13 protein-coding genes and 1 tRNA gene are annotated in these 18,229 nt (G+C 34.5%); 5 read left to right on the top strand and 9 right to left on the bottom strand.

All coding sequences use genetic code 11. The annotated features are described in order from the left end of the window. Nucleotides 1-90: 90 nt before the first annotated feature. Nucleotides 91-576, top strand: a complete 486-nt coding sequence (locus PQ462_RS17445) for a hypothetical protein (protein WP_149206563.1) — start codon at nucleotides 91-93, stop codon at nucleotides 574-576. Between the two features lie 66 nt (nucleotides 577-642). Here the strand turns inward: PQ462_RS17445 and PQ462_RS17440 are convergent, their stop codons facing one another. The 8 genes from PQ462_RS17440 to PQ462_RS17405 form a co-directional block, all read right to left on the bottom strand. After that, nucleotides 643-1,737, bottom strand: a complete 1,095-nt coding sequence (locus PQ462_RS17440) for a glycoside hydrolase family 18 protein (RefSeq protein ID WP_274250961.1) — start codon at nucleotides 1,735-1,737, stop codon at nucleotides 643-645. Nucleotides 1,738-1,965: 228 nt separating this feature from the next. Beyond that, complete coding sequence (locus PQ462_RS17435; protein ID WP_274250960.1) at nucleotides 1,966-3,756, bottom strand: acyl-CoA dehydrogenase family protein; 1,791 nt, start codon at nucleotides 3,754-3,756, stop codon at nucleotides 1,966-1,968. Between the two features lie 50 nt (nucleotides 3,757-3,806). Next, nucleotides 3,807-4,157 (bottom strand): four helix bundle protein, encoded by a 351-nt coding sequence (locus tag PQ462_RS17430; protein ID WP_274250959.1) that lies wholly within the window; start codon nucleotides 4,155-4,157, stop codon nucleotides 3,807-3,809. 129 nt (nucleotides 4,158-4,286) lie between these two features. Continuing rightward, the gene (locus PQ462_RS17425) at nucleotides 4,287-5,468 is read right to left on the bottom strand and encodes a thiolase family protein (protein ID WP_012026720.1); all 1,182 of its coding nucleotides are present in this window, start codon (nucleotides 5,466-5,468) and stop codon (nucleotides 4,287-4,289) included. Nucleotides 5,469-5,526: 58 nt separating this feature from the next. After that, nucleotides 5,527-5,880: a four helix bundle protein gene (locus PQ462_RS17420; RefSeq protein ID WP_274250958.1), complete on the bottom strand. Its 354-nt coding sequence runs from the start codon at nucleotides 5,878-5,880 to the stop codon at nucleotides 5,527-5,529. Nucleotides 5,881-5,920: 40 nt separating this feature from the next. Then, nucleotides 5,921-8,311: a 3-hydroxyacyl-CoA dehydrogenase/enoyl-CoA hydratase family protein gene (locus PQ462_RS17415; RefSeq protein WP_274250957.1), complete on the bottom strand. Its 2,391-nt coding sequence runs from the start codon at nucleotides 8,309-8,311 to the stop codon at nucleotides 5,921-5,923. A gap of 46 nt (nucleotides 8,312-8,357) precedes the next feature. Then, entirely contained in the window at nucleotides 8,358-8,816 is a 459-nt protein-coding gene (locus PQ462_RS17410; protein ID WP_202003504.1) for a MarR family winged helix-turn-helix transcriptional regulator, read from the bottom strand. A 220-nt stretch (nucleotides 8,817-9,036) separates the two neighbouring features. Then, nucleotides 9,037-10,074: a helix-turn-helix transcriptional regulator gene (locus tag PQ462_RS17405; protein ID WP_274250956.1), complete on the bottom strand. Its 1,038-nt coding sequence runs from the start codon at nucleotides 10,072-10,074 to the stop codon at nucleotides 9,037-9,039. Nucleotides 10,075-10,390: 316 nt separating this feature from the next. On the opposite strand from PQ462_RS17405, the gene PQ462_RS17400 reads away from it, so the two are divergent. Together PQ462_RS17400 and PQ462_RS17395 are read left to right on the top strand one after the other, a co-directional pair. Continuing rightward, nucleotides 10,391-14,782 (top strand): PKD domain-containing protein, encoded by a 4,392-nt coding sequence (locus PQ462_RS17400; RefSeq protein ID WP_274250955.1) that lies wholly within the window; start codon nucleotides 10,391-10,393, stop codon nucleotides 14,780-14,782. Nucleotides 14,783-14,798: 16 nt separating this feature from the next. Further along, nucleotides 14,799-15,800 (top strand): PorP/SprF family type IX secretion system membrane protein, encoded by a 1,002-nt coding sequence (locus tag PQ462_RS17395; RefSeq protein ID WP_274250954.1) that lies wholly within the window; start codon nucleotides 14,799-14,801, stop codon nucleotides 15,798-15,800. Nucleotides 15,801-16,044: 244 nt separating this feature from the next. Here the strand turns inward: PQ462_RS17395 and PQ462_RS17390 are convergent, their stop codons facing one another. Continuing rightward, entirely contained in the window at nucleotides 16,045-16,692 is a 648-nt protein-coding gene (locus PQ462_RS17390) for an HD domain-containing protein (protein ID WP_274250953.1), read from the bottom strand. 654 nt (nucleotides 16,693-17,346) lie between these two features. On the opposite strand from PQ462_RS17390, the gene PQ462_RS17385 reads away from it, so the two are divergent. Together PQ462_RS17385 and PQ462_RS17380 are read left to right on the top strand one after the other, a co-directional pair. Beyond that, nucleotides 17,347-17,739, top strand: coding sequence for a hypothetical protein (locus tag PQ462_RS17385; RefSeq protein WP_274250952.1), 393 nt, complete (start codon nucleotides 17,347-17,349; stop codon nucleotides 17,737-17,739). A 171-nt stretch (nucleotides 17,740-17,910) separates the two neighbouring features. Beyond that, nucleotides 17,911-18,027: transfer RNA gene (locus PQ462_RS17380), tRNA-OTHER, on the top strand. Nucleotides 18,028-18,229: the final 202 nt, after the last annotated feature.

Raw genomic sequence — 18,229 nt, 5'->3', positions numbered from 1 at the left:
TGTAAAACTCTTTTAAAATGAATTACGATTTTAAAAGTCAATATATTTTGAATGCATAATTATTTAGAAACAAATTTAAAAATTTAAACTATGAAAAAATTAAGTCTTATTTTTATTATGGCCCTTGCCGCGTTTTCATCTTATGCACAGTCTTCATTTAAAGAAGATGTAGATGTTTTGCAAAGTCTTTACGGAAAATCAAAAAGTGATCTCGTAAAACAATATATGAATTTGTCTGATGCACAATCGGCAGCTTTTACAAAGGTTTATGACGATTATGAAGTACAGCGTAAAGCTCTTGGGCAGACTAAATTTCAGTTAATTAATGATTATGCTGCCAATTATGAAACGCTTACTGATGCAAAAGCAGATGAATTGGCAAAAGCAACTTTAAAAAATCACATTGAGTATGAGAAGTTGTATAATAAAACATATGGAAAGGCAAAAAAAGCGATTGGCAGTATAAATGCGGCTAAATTTATTCAGTTAGAAGTATATCTTCAAACCATAATTCGATCTGAAATTCTGGAAGCGATTCCGTTTATTGGAGAATTAGATAAATCTAAAGTTCAATAAAATCTCTTGATATAAAAAAGGCAGTTATTTAAAATAACTGCCTTTTTTTATCTGCTTTTCAAAAACTTATTTAGCCGTTTTAACTTTATAAATTTCATCGACCATTCCGTTATGGAAACTGTCCAGAGTAAGTTCCCAGAACATGATTCCTCCCAGTTTTTTCTCTTTTACATATTCAGTTTTTGCTTTGATAGATTTAAGATCATCAGATGTTGCAAAAGTTTTAGTCTGTGCATTATACCAATATGGAGCTTTTGCTTTATCATCCCAGAAATATTTCCAGCCATTAGCTTCAGTATAAGTTGTTGCGTAGTTTTTAAAATCAACACCTTGAAAATGTTCTCCAGCCTGATACAATCCGTTATTGATATTTTCTACATTTTTCCATTGTCTGGTATAAAATGCGCCTCCAATTACTAATTTTTCAGCCGGAACGCCTTGTTTTAATAAAAACTCAACAGCTCTGTCTGTAGATTCTTCTTTAGGATTTGTGCTGTATAATGGTGTATGATGACCAGTAACTTTTGAATATCCGTTTACTAAATCATAACTCATAATATTGATACGGTTTACAAATGGAGCAACCGCTTTCCAATCGATAGATTCGTCTAAACATTTTTGAAAACCTCCGGCAGCAAAACTTAACTCGTATTTTTTACCTAAAGTAGAACGCAATATTTTTACCAATTCAGTAAAATTTGGCTTATCAGCTGCTTGGTATAAATGTCCCGGAAGTCCTTCGATTGAAGGATATTCCCAATCTAAATCTAAACCGTCTACTTTAAAATAATCACTTACTTCTTTTACAGATTTAGCAAATTTCAAACGTCCCTCAGCGGTTGAAAATGTATCTGAACAATGTTCGCAGCCACCCCAGCCGCCAAGTGATACAATAATTTTTAATTGTGGATTTTTAGCTTTTAAAGATACTAAGTGTTTAATAGTAAGAGAATCTTTAGCAGAATCTACACTTAGTTTTCCATCTTTTAAATGACAGAAACTAAAAATAATTTGATTTAATTTATTGACTTCATATTGGTCAATTAATTGAGAATCGCCTGTGTAATAAGCAATAATGTCGAATTTTTTATTTTTCTGCGCAAAAGTTGTTGTGGATAAGATGCAGTAAAATAAAAGTGCAATTAGGTTAATTTGTTTCATTTTATGTTTTTTGAAGTTTTAGAACGCTAAAATTAAAACATTAGAATTTAAGATTTACTATTCTGCCAGCTTCGAAAAGTTAATTTTAACGAATATTTTGCAAATCGTTGCAAAAATATTGCGTGTAATGCTTTTACGGCTTTTTTAAAATGATAAAAAAAAATAAACCCGCACAGTTTCGGACTTGTGCGGGTTTAAACAAATTAAAAGCTAAAAACTATTTTGATATTAGAAACAGTATGAATTTTCTGCAACTAATTTTTCTGCGATTTTTTCTCTTAATGCCACTACGTTTGGCAGGTTAGTGTATTTAGTGAAACGTTTAAGTCCCATTAACATCATACGTTGTTCGTCACCTTCAGAGAAAGAAGCGATTCCTTCTTTTCCTCTTAAGTTTACGATATCTACCGCTTTGTACAAGTATAATTTTGCCATAGCGATTTGCTCTTGTACTTTATTTTCACCTTCTTTTTTAGCTAATTTCTCAGTTCTAAGAATAGTACTTTCAGCCATGTAGATTTCGATTAAGATATCAGCAGCAGCCATCAATAATTGTTGGTGAGAATCTAAATCCGGACCGTATTTTTGAACAGCGCTTCCGGCAACCATTAAGAAAACTTTTTTCAAGTTAGCCACGATTACTTTTTCTTCTGAGAATAATTCAGAGAAATCCGGTGTATCAAAAGATGGAATTCCCATTAATTCTTCCTGAACTTTCATTGCTGGTCCAAGTAAATCAACGTGTCCTTTCATTGCTTTTTTGATCAACATACCTACAGAAAGCATTCTGTTGATTTCGTTTGTTCCTTCGTAGATACGAGCGATACGAGCATCTCTCCAGGCACTTTCCATTGGAGTATCTTCAGAGAATCCCATTCCACCGAAAACCTGGATACCTTCGTCAGAACAGTTTTGAACGTCCTCAGAAACGGCTACTTTCAAGATAGAACACTCGATAGCATATTCTTCAACACCTTTCAATTCTGCTTCCTGGTGGCTTGTTCCTTCTGCTTCACGAGCAGCGATTCTGTCTTCGATGTCTTTTGCAGCACGGTAAGAAGCACTTTCTCCTGCATAAGCATTAGTTGCCATTTCAGCTAATTTAGAACGGATAGCTCCAAAAGATGAAATAGATGTATTGAACTGAATTCTTTCATTAGCATATTTTACAGCACCAGAAGTAACTCTTCTTTGAGCATCTAAACAAGCTGCTGCTAATTTAATACGACCAACGTTTAACGCGTTCATTGCAATTTTGAAACCGTTTCCTCTTTCAGATAACATGTTTTCAACCGGAACTTTTGTTTCGTTGAAGAAAACCTGACGAGTAGAAGAAGCACGGATTCCTAATTTATGCTCTTCTTCATTCATAGAAATTCCGTTAGACGGATCGTTTTCTACGATGAAACCTGTAATATTTTTATCATCTCCAATACGAGCAAAAACGATGAAAACGCTGCAGAAACCTGCATTCGAAATCCACATTTTTTGTCCTGTGATAGAGTAGTATTTTCCATCTTCAGATAAAACTGCTTTAGTTTTTCCTGAGTTAGCATCAGATCCTGCACCTGGCTCAGTTAAGCAATAAGCTCCAAACCATTCTCCAGTAGCTAATTTCGGAACGTATTTTTTCTTTTGTTCTTCTGTACCATAAAGGGTAATTGGCATAGTTCCAATTCCTGTGTGTGCACCAAAAGCAGTAGAGAATGAACCTGTTGCTCCAGAAATGTAGTCACAAACCAACATTGTAGAAACAAATCCCATTCCTAATCCGCCGTATTCTTCAGGAACTGCAACTCCAAGAAGTCCTAGTTCACCAGCTTTACGCATAGAAGATTCTGTGTAAGCGTAATCTTTTTTCTCAAAACGATCTTTATGCGCCCATAATTCTTTGTCTACGAACTCTTTTACAGAGTCACGCATCATTAACTGCTCTTCCGAGAAATCTTCTGGTGTGAAGATGTCCTCGCATTTTGTTTCTTTAACTAGGAATTGACCTCCTCTTGTTTTGTCGCTCATGACTTTTTTGTTTTTTAGATTGATAAGATGAAAGAGGCAAGAAGCAAGATTTAATTTAACTTACTTATAAAACCTGATGTCATCCTTTGAAATTCAATTATTTTGTTTTCTATTTCTTCTATTTTTGTTTTAGATAGATAATCATTTTGATAGGCTATCAACAATTGTGTTTGTAATTCAAATGATGAACCTAAACTAATATTCAAATAATGCTGAAAGTGTTTATTTCCTCTGTTAGAACCTTCAGCAATATTAGAAGGCATTGAAACAGAACATCTATTCATTTGATTTGACAAACTATAAGTTTCTGATTTTGGAAAAGTGGCAGTTAGTTTATAGATATCATTTGTAATTTCCATAGCTAAAATCCAAATTTTCAAATTCTTAAAATTGTGTTTCATGTTTTTTTGAGGCAAGATAAGAAGAAAAATAAAAAGTAAGTTTTTTACTACTTTTAAAAATGCACTTTTAGAATATCTGCATTCCAAAAATCAAGTCTTGCTTCTTGCTTCTTTCCTCTTAAAAAAAAACTACAACACTTCGTAAATCCCCGCAGAACCTTGCCCAGTTCCTACACACATAGAAACGATTCCGTATTTGTTACCTCTGCGTTTCATCTCATCGAATAACTGAACTGAAAGCTTAGCTCCTGTACATCCCAGAGGGTGACCTAAAGCGATAGCTCCACCGTTAACGTTTACGATTTCCGGGTTTATATTTAATTCGCGAGTTACTGCTAAAGCTTGTGAAGCAAAGGCCTCGTTTAACTCAATTAACTCGATATCGTTTAATGTTAATCCTGCTTGTTTTAAGGCTTTTGGAATAGCTTTTACTGGACCGATACCCATAATTCTTGGCTCAACACCAGAAGAAGCAAAGTTTACCAAACGAGCTATTGGCTCAAGATTTAATTCTTTTACCATTTCTTCGCTCATGATTAAAACGAAAGCAGCACCGTCGCTCATTTGAGAAGAATTACCAGCAGTTACACTTCCGTCAGCAGCAAAAACTGGTTTTAAACCTGCTAAAGCTTCTTTAGAAGTTCCTGCTCTTGGACCTTCGTCTTTATTTACAACGTATGATTTTGTTTCTTTTTTTCCATTTTCATTGATGAAAGTCTGCTCAACAGTAATTGGAACGATTTGTTTGTCAAATTTTCCTTCTGCCTGCGCTTTCAAAGCTTTCATATGAGAGTTGTAAGCAAATTCATCCTGATCCTCTCTAGAGATTTTATATTGGTTAGCCACCGCTTCAGCAGTTAAACCCATTCCCCAATAGTAATCTTCGTGACCCGCTGCAGCAACTTTATAATCCGGAGTTGGTTTGTAACCTCCCATCGGGATATAACTCATACTTTCTGCACCACCCGCAATGATACAATCTGCCATTCCTGATTGGATTTTAGCAGTCGCCATTCCAATAGTTTCTAATCCAGATGCGCAGTAGCGGTTTACTGTAACTCCAGGAACGTCTTCTACTTTTAATCCCATTAAAGAAATCAAACGTCCAACGTTAAGACCTTGTTCCGCTTCCGGCATGGCATTTCCTACCATAACGTCATCGATACGTTTTTTATCGAAATTAGGCAGTTCATCCATCATAAACTGGATCGTTTCTGCAGCTAATTCATCAGGTCTTTTAAATCTAAAAACACCTTTTGGAGCTTTTCCAACTGCTGTTCTATATGCTTTTACTATATATGCTGTTTTCATTTATAAAATGTATTAAGATTGGTGTATTAAGTATTAAGACTGCCAATCGATATAGTTATTATTTTTTTAGAGATCTTTGAAGCGCAAAATTCATGTTGCTGACTTCTACTAATTCATTTATTATAGTTGATATTTTTTCTTCAGCTATTAATTTCAAACGTTTTGAAATCATTAATTGAGTGATTAATTCATAAGTTGAACCATTTGCAATTCCTAAAAAATGAGCAAACTCATTATTAGAATTTCTACCAGAACCTTCAGCTATATTTGAAGGGATAGATACTGCACATCTTTTTATTTGACTTATTAAGTTAAATTTTTCATTTGAGGGTAATTCTGCACAAACTTTGTAGACGTTTTCTACAATATCCATAGCCTTTTGCCAGATTTTCAACTTTTCAAATTGATGCATAATTCTTTTAATCTTAATACTCAAATCTTAATACTCAATGCTAATTACGAAGCGGTTTTCCTTTAGTCAACATGTACTGGATTCTCTCTAAAGTCTTACGTTCTGTACATAAACTCAAGAAAGCTTCACGTTCGATATCTAATAAATATTGTTCAGAAACTAAAGTTGCTTCAGATAAATCACCACCAGCCATTACGTAAGCCAGTTTGTTAGCGATTTTCTTGTCATGCTCAGAAATGTATTTTCCAGCTTGCATTTGATCTGTTCCTACTAAGAACATACCCAAAGCTTGTTTTCCTAAAACTTTAATATCGTTTCTTCTGATTGGTTGTGTGTAACCAGCTTCTGCCATTAGCAAAGCATGTTTTTTAGCTTCAGCAATCTGACGATCTTTGTTGACTACAATAACGTCTTTTCCATGTTGTAAAAGTCCAGTGTCAAAAGCTTCATAACCAGAAGTCGAAACTTTAGCCATAGCGATTGTCAAGAAATACTCTTGAAGAACGTTTAATTCCACATCATTTTTGCGGAATAAATCTGAAGCTCTTAAAGTCATTTCTTTAGAACCACCACCGCCAGGGATAACTCCAACACCAAATTCAACTAATCCCATGTAAGTTTCTGCCGCAGCAACCACTTTATCAGCATGTAAGCTCATTTCGCATCCACCTCCAAAAGTCATTCCGTGAGGCGCCACTACAACTGGAATAGAAGAGTAACGAACACGCATCATGGTGTCTTGGAACAATTTAATTGCCATGTTCAATTCGTCGTATTCCTGCTCAACTGCCATCATGAAAATCATTCCGATATTAGCTCCAACAGAGAAATTCGCTGCTTGGTTACCAATAACTAAACCTTGATATTCTTTTTCAGATAAGTCGATTGCTTTATTGATTGCGGCAAGAACGTCGCCGCCAATTGTATTCATTTTAGATTGGAATTCTAAGTTTAAGATTCCGTCTCCTAAATCCTGAATGATTGCGCCACTGTTGCTCCAAACTTTTTTGCTTTCGCGAATGTTGTTTAGGATGATGAATGAATCTTGTCCAGGAACTTTTACTTGTGATTTTGTTGGAATGTTATAGAAATAAGTTGCCCCTTCTTTTACAGAGTAGAAACTATCGCTTCCAGAAGCTAACATTTCAGTAACCCATGCTGCAGGCTCTAAACCTTCTGCTTTCATGATTTCAATTCCTTTGGCAACACCAATAGCATCCCAGATTTCGAATGGACCATTTTCCCATCCAAAACCAGCTTTCATGGCATCGTCAATTTTATATAATTCGTCTGAGATTTCAGGAACTCTGTTTGACACATAAGCAAACATTCCGGCGAAACTCTTACGGTAGAATTCTCCCGCTTTGTCTGTTCCTTTTACTAAAACTTTAAAACGATTAATAGGTTTATCAATAGTTTTTGTTAGTTCAAGAGTAGCAAAATTTGCTTTTTTCGCAGCGCGGTATTCTAATGTATCTAAGTCTAAAGAAAGAATATCTTTATCTACTTTTTTATAAAAACCTTGTCCGGTTTTGCTTCCTAACCAATTATTTTCCATCATTTTGTTGATGAAATCAGGAAGTTTGAACAATTCGTGTTGCTCGTCGTTAGGACAGTTTTCGTAAATACCATTGGCAACGTGTACCAAAGTATCCAAACCAACAACGTCAACCGTACGGAAAGTAGCTGATTTTGGACGACCGATAACTGGTCCTGTCAATTTATCAACTTCTTCAATCGTTAATCCCATTTCTTTAACCAAATGGAATAAACTCTGGATTCCGTAAATACCAATTCTGTTTCCAATAAACGCCGGAGTATCTTTAGCAACAACAGAAGTTTTTCCTAAGAATTTAGATCCGTATTCGTTTAAGAAATCCAATACTTCAGTTGAAGTTTTTGGACCAGGAATAATTTCAAATAATTTTAAGTAACGCGCAGGGTTAAAAAAGTGAGTTCCGCAGAAGTGCTGTTGGAAATCTTCGCTTCTTCCTTCACTCATAAAGTGAATTGGAATACCAGAAGTGTTAGAAGTAACTAAAGTTCCCGGTTTACGGAATTTCTCGATTTGTTCAAAAACCAATTTCTTAATGTCTAAACGCTCCACAACAACCTCAATAATCCAGTCAACATTGGCAATTTTTGCCATATCATCAGTTGTATTTCCAGTCGTGATTCGGTTTGCGAATTTCTGACTGTAAATAGGAGAGGGTTTTGATTTTAATGAATTCGCCAAATGTTCGTTTACCACACGGTTGCGAACGGCTTTACTTTCAAGTGTTAATCCTTTTTTAGCTTCAGCTTCGGTCAGTTCACGCGGTACAATGTCCAGAAGTAAAACTTCGACACCAATGTTAGCAAAATGACAAGCTATACCTGAACCCATAATTCCGGATCCAATTACAGCAACTTTTTTAATTGTGCGTTTCATACTTGTTATTATTTGTTTGTAGGAGAAAATAAATGCTTTTTAAAAACTATTTATTTTCTGTGTTTTCTGTTTGATTAAATATGTTTTTATCGTGAATCAGTTCATTGATAATTTCAGAAACCTCGATAAAATGATTCAGTTTTTCTTCTGAAACATGTTTTCTAACGGTTTCATTAAACTTTAGAACTGTATTTTTAGATAGATCTCTTTTTTCTTTTCCAAAATCGGTCAGGTAGATTAAAACACCTCTGCCGTCGCTTGGGTTCTTTTTGCGAACAATCAAACCTTTTTCTTCCATAGATTTTAAGGTTCTTGTTAAGCTTGTCGCTTCCATACCCATTCTAGGGCCAAGAGCTGTTGATGGAGTTCCTTCTTCCTTGTCCATACTTAAAAGAGCAAATCCTGTCGCCATTGTTGCGTCGTATTTAGCAGCTTCTTCATTATACATTCTTGAAACAGCCTGCCATGTAGCTCTCAAAATATAATCTATCGTTTTGTCTTTCATAGGTAACTATATCGATTTCAAATATAATTAAAAAATACTATGCATGCATATAATTTTTTAATAATTTTTTGGTTAGTTATAAAATATCCCTGATTTAGAGGGTTTTGGTGGTTTATTTTAAGTGTAATATACTATTCTTTTTTTAGATTTTAACATTTTTAATGCGGTAAAATCTTTTTTTAATTTTTAAAAAGCATTTAATTCTATATTCCGTAAAAAATTATGCATTTATTTCAGTTGGTTTTTCAGAATCGTAGCGCGAAATTGCATCCTGTAGGGTCTTTTTCATACGATTTCTCAGACCTTCGGGCTTTAAAATCTCTAAACAGCTTCCAAAACCTAATAAAAGTCGTTCCATTTCGTAATTTGGAATTACATATATATGTATAATGACGCTTCCGTCTTCATTTTCCTTAATTAATCGCTGAGAGGTATGCAGAGGTTTTGTCAGAACATAAGGCGCATTTGAAGCATCGACCCATAACTCAATTCGTCTTGCATTCAATCCTGAATTCACCGTAACACCAATTACATCTTTATAAAAATTATCAGCATCAAAATCTTCTTCTAAATAAGGATGATTAAAATCGTAATCAATAGAAATGATTCTGTCCAATGCTAAATTGGTAATCGGCTGTGAGGCTTTCTTCTTTCCAATTAAAAACCAGCGGTTATTAAACTCTTTTAGTATAAAAGGATGAAAATGGAATTTTGTTTCTTCTCTGGATTTAAAAGATTTATAAGTAATAATGAGAACCATTTTCTTGATAATCGCCTGATAGATTTCGTCCAGATAATGGAGTCCTTTTAATTTCTCATTTTTATCCAGATAAATAACAGGTTTGGTATGCGATTTCTCGGCGTAGATTTTATCCTCTAATCGCTGTAGAATATCCGATACATCATTAAATAATGAGAAATCTTTAAATTGTTTCAGCATAGAAACCGTTTCCGTCAAAACATTCATATCGGTTTCCGTCAGCGGAATATCGGTTATCGAAAAATCTTCGTCTTCATATTTATAATACTTTTTATCGTAAACTACGATTGGCGCATTATAACCCAATTTCTCACTTCGCATCAGCTGAATATCCATCTGGATGGTTCGCTTGCTGATTGGATTTTGTCTTCCTTCATATTCAAATAAAGCTTCGGAGCATTCTTCGATTAAATCTTCGAGTGTCCATTGTCTGTATTTATTCTGCAGGCATTTATCGATGGTTTTGTATCGTATTAAGGCGTTTTTGTTTTGTGACATTATTGTGTTGTTTTTTGCGGCAAAGGCACAAAGGCGCAAAGATTTATTTTTTTGTGCAACAGATTAAAGGATTAAGATGATTAAAAAAAAAACTCTTAAATCTGCTCAATCTGCGAGAGAAAAACTTTGCGACTTCGCGTCTTTGCAAGATTTACATTTGGTTCTGTTTTATTTTTTATTAAAAATATTTCATTTAATCTTAATACGCAATAGTGTTGCGCACTAAAATTTAACATATTGATTTTAAATCGGTTTTTTAATATTTTTTTATGTTAAAAAATCATATACTTTTACGCACAAATTTGATTCGACATATATGGGGAAACTTTACTTACTGCCTTTAAGCTTTATTTTTTTAATAACCACTTCAGTGTTTGCTCTTCATGCAGATGATAATTCAAACCTGTTTTTTAATAGTTATAATTTAACTGTTCCCCCTTCTGTAGATTTTAATTTTACAAATAATAACAGCTGTTCCGGCACACCGGTAACATTTAACGCAATAGTGAGCGGTGCAGCTCCTTTTGTTTACAGCTGGGATTTTGGTGATGGAACTACATCGACAGTTAATAATCCGAATCATACTTTTACGGCACTTGGCTGCGGGTTGCAAAATTTTACCGTAAGATTGACTGTTACAGATGCAAATGGTGAGATAAATAGTGTTTCAAAAACTGTTTCGGTTGCTCAAAAGCCCGATTTAAAGTTTGTAGATTTAAATGCGGCAGGATCTGCGAAACCATTTGAGCGATGCGGTGATAATAACTCGAATCCTAAGTATACGATTAATGTGGGTAATAGCTCGGCTTCAGTTTCTTGTATTACTTCATATAATGTCAATTGGGGAGATGGAACTTCAGAAACAAACGTTACGTTTCCCAGAACTCACGAATATCAAAAATTAGGGGCGTTTAATATGACGATTACTGCCTTAGGAACAAATTCATGCAGTAATTCGATTACTTATGTTGTAAAAAATTCTAACAATCCAATTGGTGCTCTTATTGCGCCGGGTAATACTACCAATTTATGTACACCGGTTCCTCCAATGGATTTTGCAATAGGATCATGGGGACTGAATCCGTCTGACACCAATTATCAAGTAAATTATGGAGATGGTACATTTCAAAATTATACGCAGCAGCAATTAGAAAGTTCGCCTTATTACAATAGTGCAAATCCTGGTGCGTCGCAAAATTTCCCTATTCCGCATACTTTTACACGATTTAATTGTCCGTCTGGAAATACAGTAACTTTAACGATAACAACATCTTGCGGAAGTACTTATTTAACAGCTGGACCTATTATTATTTTAGATGTACCAACCGTAAGTTTTAATGTAAACAGTATAATATGTGCTAATACTTACGCTTATTTTAGCAATACTACAATGGCTGGTTATACTAATGGCTGTAGTACATACAACGTTTACACGTGGGATTTTGGAGACGGAACTCCGGTATCGAGAGAAGTAAATCCTGCACACGTATATACAAGACCAGGAACTTATACAATTACATTAAGGGCACAAACGCCTTGTGGAATAGGCAATACGGCAACAAGACAAATATGTGTTGAACCAATTTTAGAACCCAATTTTACTTTTGGTAATGCTTGTGCATCCAGTAATTTACAAATTACAAATACTACCGATACAAGTTTAAGCTGTGGTGTAGAAAGCTATTATTGGGAAGTAATTAATTATGTTGAAGGATTTTGCGGCAAAGAGTCAGTTCCGGGGACAGGAAGAGGGCAGTGGAATTTTGCCAATGGTACTTATTATTATTCAAAAGAGCCAGTATTTAATTTTGTAATGCCGGGGACTTATTATGTTAGATTAACTACAAGAAACTCCTGCGGAATAGACCGTTCAATTGTAAAAACCATTCAGGTAAAAAAACCACCGGTAATTACATTAGAAAAGATATCTGATTTTTGTAATTCGGCAACAATTAAACCAGTCGGTAAGGTAGAAGAAACCTGTGCTCCGGCCAGCGAGATTACCTATTTATGGAGTTTTCCCGGAGGAACGCCTTCATCGTCAACTTTACTTGATCCAGGGTCAATTAATTATACAGTCAGCGGAAATTATCAGGCAACTTTTAGTGTAACGAACAGCTGCGGTACTACCACAAAAACACAAAATTTTTCGGTTAATACAGTTTTGTCTCCTGTTATAACACCAAAATCTGTACAGATATGCAGCGGAGCATCTTTTCAGGTTACACCATTTACAAACGGAACAGATAATGTTCCTGCAGGAACGACCTATGTTTGGTCTGCTCCTGTAGTTTCTCCTCCTGGAGCTGTGAGCGGTGCTTTTGCACAATCATCTCCAAGAACAAATATTAGCCAGACACTTACCAATAATACAAATGCTCCGGCAACAGTTACCTATACTGTTTCGCCAATATCTACGGTTTGTCCGGGACCAGATTTTACAATTACGGTAACGGTCGACCCATTAATTAAAGTTACTGAAACAATAAAAACAGGTACTTGTTTTGGCTCAAATGACGGAAGTATAACTATTGCTGTTGCGGGAGGAATTCCTTTTGCAACTGGAAATCCATATAATTTTTCATGGACAGGTCCTAACGGATTTGCGAGTTCAGATCAAAATATTTCAAATTTAAAACCGGGATATTATAATTTAAGAGTTATTGATAACGGAAGATGTCCATTCAATCAAAGTTATTATGTCAGCGAACCAGGTAAATTTCAGGTTGTTGGAGAATCCAAAAATGACATTACCTGTTTTGGTTTAAATGACGGAAGAATTAATGTGTCAGTATCTGGCGGAACTCTGCCTTACACTTATGTATGGACCAAAAACGGAGCGCCTTATACTGCTAATACCGGAAATCCGGCTAATTTAGGACCTGGTGATTATCACGTTACCATTACAGAAGTAAATTCATGTGATGTCCTGAATAGAAGTTTTACGATAATTGAACCTCCGTTGTTAAAAGTTAGTTATGTAAGCCAGGTAGATATATTGTGTTATGGATATTCAACCGGCGAAATTAATGTAACAACTACAGGAGGAAGAGCAACAGAAATTTCTCCGGGAATATTTAATTACCGATACAACTGGACTGGACCAAATGGATATAGAAGCACAGTTCAAAATCCGAGAAATTTAGCTGCCGGAACTTATAATTTAACCGTTACTGATAATTCTGGCTGTGTTTCTAATTTACAGGTTGTGCTGCTTCAAAATGACGAAATAAAGTTAGATTATACAAAAACCGAAATAGCATGTTATAATTATGCCGATGCCTCGATTACTATAAATAACATTACGGGTGGTGTTCCTTTTGCAGCGGGAGAACCGTATATTATTAAATGGAGTAATTTAGGTTCTGGACGTGTACAGAATAACTTATCGGCTGGGACTTATGTAATAACGATTACAGATGCTTTAGGCTGTCCAAAAGTATTTACAATAGTTATAGACAATGCGCCGGTATTTACCATTAAACCAGATGTAAAGCAGATTTCTTGTTTTGGTCAGAAAGATGCATATATACGTTTAAATCTCATAGGAGGTAAAGCTCCTGTGCGACTTGTTTGGGATGATGATGCGACGGCAGGAATTGAAAGAAATAATATAGGACCAGGAAAGTATTCTGTAACTATTACCGATGCGAAAAATTGTGTAATAAAAGAAACTTTTACAATTGTAGAACCATTATTGCTTGAAATAAAAGGAGAAGTTTCTAATCCTTTAGATTGTACAAGATCGGATACTGGAGCAGTCAATCTAATTGTAACAGGAGGTACACAGCCCTATACTTACAGCTGGTCGAATGGTGCCAGAACAGAAGACTTAGTAAATCTTGTTCCGGGTAAATATACTGTTGTTGTAACAGATGCTAACGGCTGTAAACAATCTGATACCTGGACAATTACCAGATTTGATCAGCTAACACCTTCAATCGAAGTAATAACCGATCATAATTGTGAAACCAAATATGTCAAGCAAACCTTTGTAGGTCATGTAAAAGGAGGAATTCCGCCTTATACCTTAAGCTGGTCAGACGGAGTAGTTTCTGGAACTAATAATGAAATTATGAATACCGAAAATAATGGTTTGATCATATTTAGCGTAACAGACAGTTTTGGCTGTAAAGCCGAAGTAGCATACAACGTTAACACACCTGTTTTGGGTACTGCTAATTTCTCAACCGGATCTTATGGAAAAGACATGTATGATTTATATTCTATTTACGATCCAATAACGTTTACCAATTTAGCTACAGGCGATTTTACATTGATTTCATGGGATTTTGGAGACGGTAATTTTTCAAATGAAGAAAATCCAAAACATATTTATACTAAAGTAGGAACCTATACTATTAAGCAAACTGTTACTTATCCTTTTGGCTGTCAATACTCTTATTCAGCAACCATTAAAGTTGAGAAAGGTTACAGTCTCATAATGCCAAATGCTTTTACTCCTAATAATGATGGATATAATGATACGTTTGCTCCGGTATTTTTAGGATTATCTGATATAACACTGGATGTTTTTGATACATGGGGCGGTGTAATCTATACAGAAAAAGGAACCAATATTAGAGGCTGGAATGGTAAAGTGAAAGATATTGATGCCGAAAATGGAAATTACTATTACAAAATAACCTTAAAAACCTTTTACAACCATACTATAGTCGAAAAAGGAGCCTTTACACTAATTAAATAAGCAGCCAGAATTACCAATGAAATTAAAACTATTTACTATAATAATTGCATGTTGCTTATTTACAAAGGCAAGAGCTCAGGATCCTATTTTTACACAATATTTTTTAATACCCGAAACCTTAAATCCCGGATTTACAGGTTTTATGGAAACTACTTATGCAGGTATAATTCACCGTGAACAATGGCCGGAATTAGATCTTAGAATCGACACCGATTATGCATTCGTAAATACATGGAGTGACAGCATGAACAGCGGATTAGGAATCAGCTTTTTAAACCAAAGGGAAAATGTAACCAATTATAATTTCTCTCAGCTAAACGCAAATTATGCCTACAAAGTAAGGCTGAATGATTATTGGGAATTTAGACCCGGAATAGAAGCCGGATTTGGATTAAAATCATTTGCGTTCCAGAATTTACTGCTCGAAGATCAGATTAACATACGAACAGGAGTTATTAATACCAGTTCAATGGATCCTATGTTACTGAACAGAAAAGCCACATTTTTTGACGTCTCTGCCGGAATGGTTTTCAATACAGACAAAGCCTGGATAGGTCTGTCAATGAAACATCTTAACAGACCTAATATTGCATTTAGTTCTGAAGGAAACGTGCCTTTAAACACCTTCTTTTCGTTGAGTGCCGGCTACGAATTTTTGATAATAGACTATATAGATGTATTACTGCTTCCGTATGAAACAAAGTTTTTTCTAACTTCAAATTACATGCAGCAAGGTAGATACAACAGACTTGACTTAGGTGCTTCTATATTATTCGAAAAAATATTTTTTGGAGCAACGGCGGTGACAAATCCATCAAAAAATGGTGCCAACGGCGATTTAATGACTTCTGTGAATTTGTTGACAGGATTGCAGTACGAACATCTAAGACTAGGTTTTTCTTATGATTTTAATACAACCAAAATTGGAAAAACAGGAGGTATTTATGAACTTTCTTTAACCTATCAGTTTGATCTCCGCAGAAAATGTTTTGGCTGTCCTAATTACTCCGGAAATTAACTTAAACAAACCTTTGTATAATATGGGCGTGTCGCTACGGGTCGTCCCGAAGCTTCGGGATCGGCTTTATTCTCGATTAACAAAAACTACGGCGAAAAAGCCTTGTTTTTCTAAATTGGGAGATATCGCCTCAATCCCTCACGCATTTACGGTAATAATTAAATTTCGTCTCATAACATTGTTTCGAATAACAAACCCTACAGGTTTTCAAAACCTGTAGGGTTTAACAACGTATGCATATTATCTACGTTAATAATAAAATCTCCTTTTCAATATTTGCTCTCGCTTTTTCCTCATATAAACCTCTGAATTCCTCAGTCTGAAAAATAAATTCATTCTCCAGAAAATGCGTCAAGGCTTTCGCGCGCCCGGGTTTGTAGAGAAAATCAGGATAAATGCGATATTCTTTTCTAATTTTCTCAAAATAGATTGTATAATCTTCCCAATCTTTAGCAAGGATTTTCAAATCAAAATCGATTAACCAATTAATATCTTCAATAGAATTATATTGATGTTGCTGTGTGGCACAAATCGCATCAAAAACCAATTGACTATCAAATTCTGCAAACCCGACAGGTTTTTGAAACCTGTCGGGTTTATCATCTGTAAAAATAGATACAGCATATTCGGCGCTTTTAAGTTCATTATCTTTTTTAGAAGCCGAATACACAAAATCATGATAAAAAATAGAAAATAATATTTCATTCGGATTTTGAAGTTTATCACGATACGTTTCAAAACTGGCAGTCATTTCTTTTAAATGCGTAAGATTATGATAATGTCTTGATTTTTTCGAATACGCCTTTTCTAAGCCAATCCAGTTTTTTTGTATTTCATTCGCTGAAAAGCCAATATTCGAAAGTAATTCAGAATAAATTTTCTCTAAATTCATGTTGTTTTTTTATTTAATCTATTAAAACCTCCAACGAAGCACAATATTATAACTAATCAAATTTGAATGTAGTAAAAAGCTCCGGAGGAGTTAAATATTTATAGCAAAATATTTATAGCAAAATATTTATAGCAAAATATTTATAGCAAAATATTTATGGCCAATTTATAGACAACGGTTAAAAAGCTCCAGCGGAGCGACACCTTCAATTTTATTAATAATATATCGCCCCGCCGGGGCTTTTGAAATGAATCCTGAAATGGCTATAAATATATCGTCCCTCTGGGACTATGTTTTTGTAATCTAGATATAGCTATAAATATGTCCATCTCTCTTTGGGCTTTTGAAATGAATCCTGAAATAGCTATAAATATATCGTCCCTCTGGGACTTATGTTTTTTGTAATTTGAAAATAGCTATAGATATGCCGTCCCTCTGGGACTATGTTTTTGTAATTTGAAAATAGCTATAAATATGCCATCCAGCTGGGGCTAATGTTTTTTGTAATTTAAAAATATCTATAAATATACCGTCCTTCTGGGACTTACGTGCTTTTTTTAAATTAATTTTCACTCAAATTTAAAATTCTTTTTTACTGCGCAAAATAATTGCGTAGTAGTTTTGAAATCTTTGCAATGTAAAAATGAAACAGTTATGAGAACTATTAAAATTTATTGTAAAGAATGCGAAGTTGAATTAACTTCTGAGTTAGCAGAAATTCCTGAAACAGATTTATGCTGGGAGGAGGGTATGGATATTATGCTGGAAAATAATTTTTCTATTTTCATGAATACGCATACAAATAAGAAATCTTTAGTGGTAGCTCTTGCTGATTATAATTTAAAAAAGCATCCAGATTTAAATAGATTTTCTGGATGTTGTGGAAGTGATGGTTCAAATGGATTAAATATACTTTGTGTAAATAACCATGAAGTTGCAACAGAAGTTTCAGATTGCTGGACAGGACATTATATAGAATTTGATAAAGATAAAATCATCATTAAAGAAAGAATAAACAGTAAAATAATCGAAGAATTTAAATTTTAATTTCACTACGCAAAATAACTGCGCACTAGTTTAGAAATCTTTGTTCAGAAATAAAAACAAACGTTCATAGAAATAAAAAAAAGAATAAAACAGGTCAAGTTTGAGTTACTTCGAAAACACTTTCCAATGTACACACTTACACCATTACCTTTTTATTTAATAATCATAATTGGGGCAGTAGCTCAGTGGTAGAGCAGGTAGTTTTGAAATTATCAATCAAAGGTCAATCAAAATTTACTTCTTACACTTTTAATGTCCGTGTCGTGGGTTCGAATCCCACCTGCTCCACAATTAATGGTCAATTAAAACTTACTTCTTAGGTTCGACTCCTAACTTCCGAAAGGAAGTTGCTGGTTATTAAGTTTTAAAATTATCATTAATAAAAAAACGAGGGTCAAGATTAACTTACTTCTTTGGGGAAACCCAACAATCCGAATGTTTCAGTTAATCAATTATCCTCCAATTTCAGGTCAAGTGTTTCTTACTTCAA

The sequence above is a fragment of the Flavobacterium sp. KACC 22758 genome (assembly GCF_028736135.1).
Lineage (GTDB): Bacteria > Bacteroidota > Bacteroidia > Flavobacteriales > Flavobacteriaceae > Flavobacterium > Flavobacterium johnsoniae.
The sequence above is the reverse complement of the archived record's forward strand: the minus strand, read 5'-3'. Positions and strand labels throughout refer to the sequence as shown.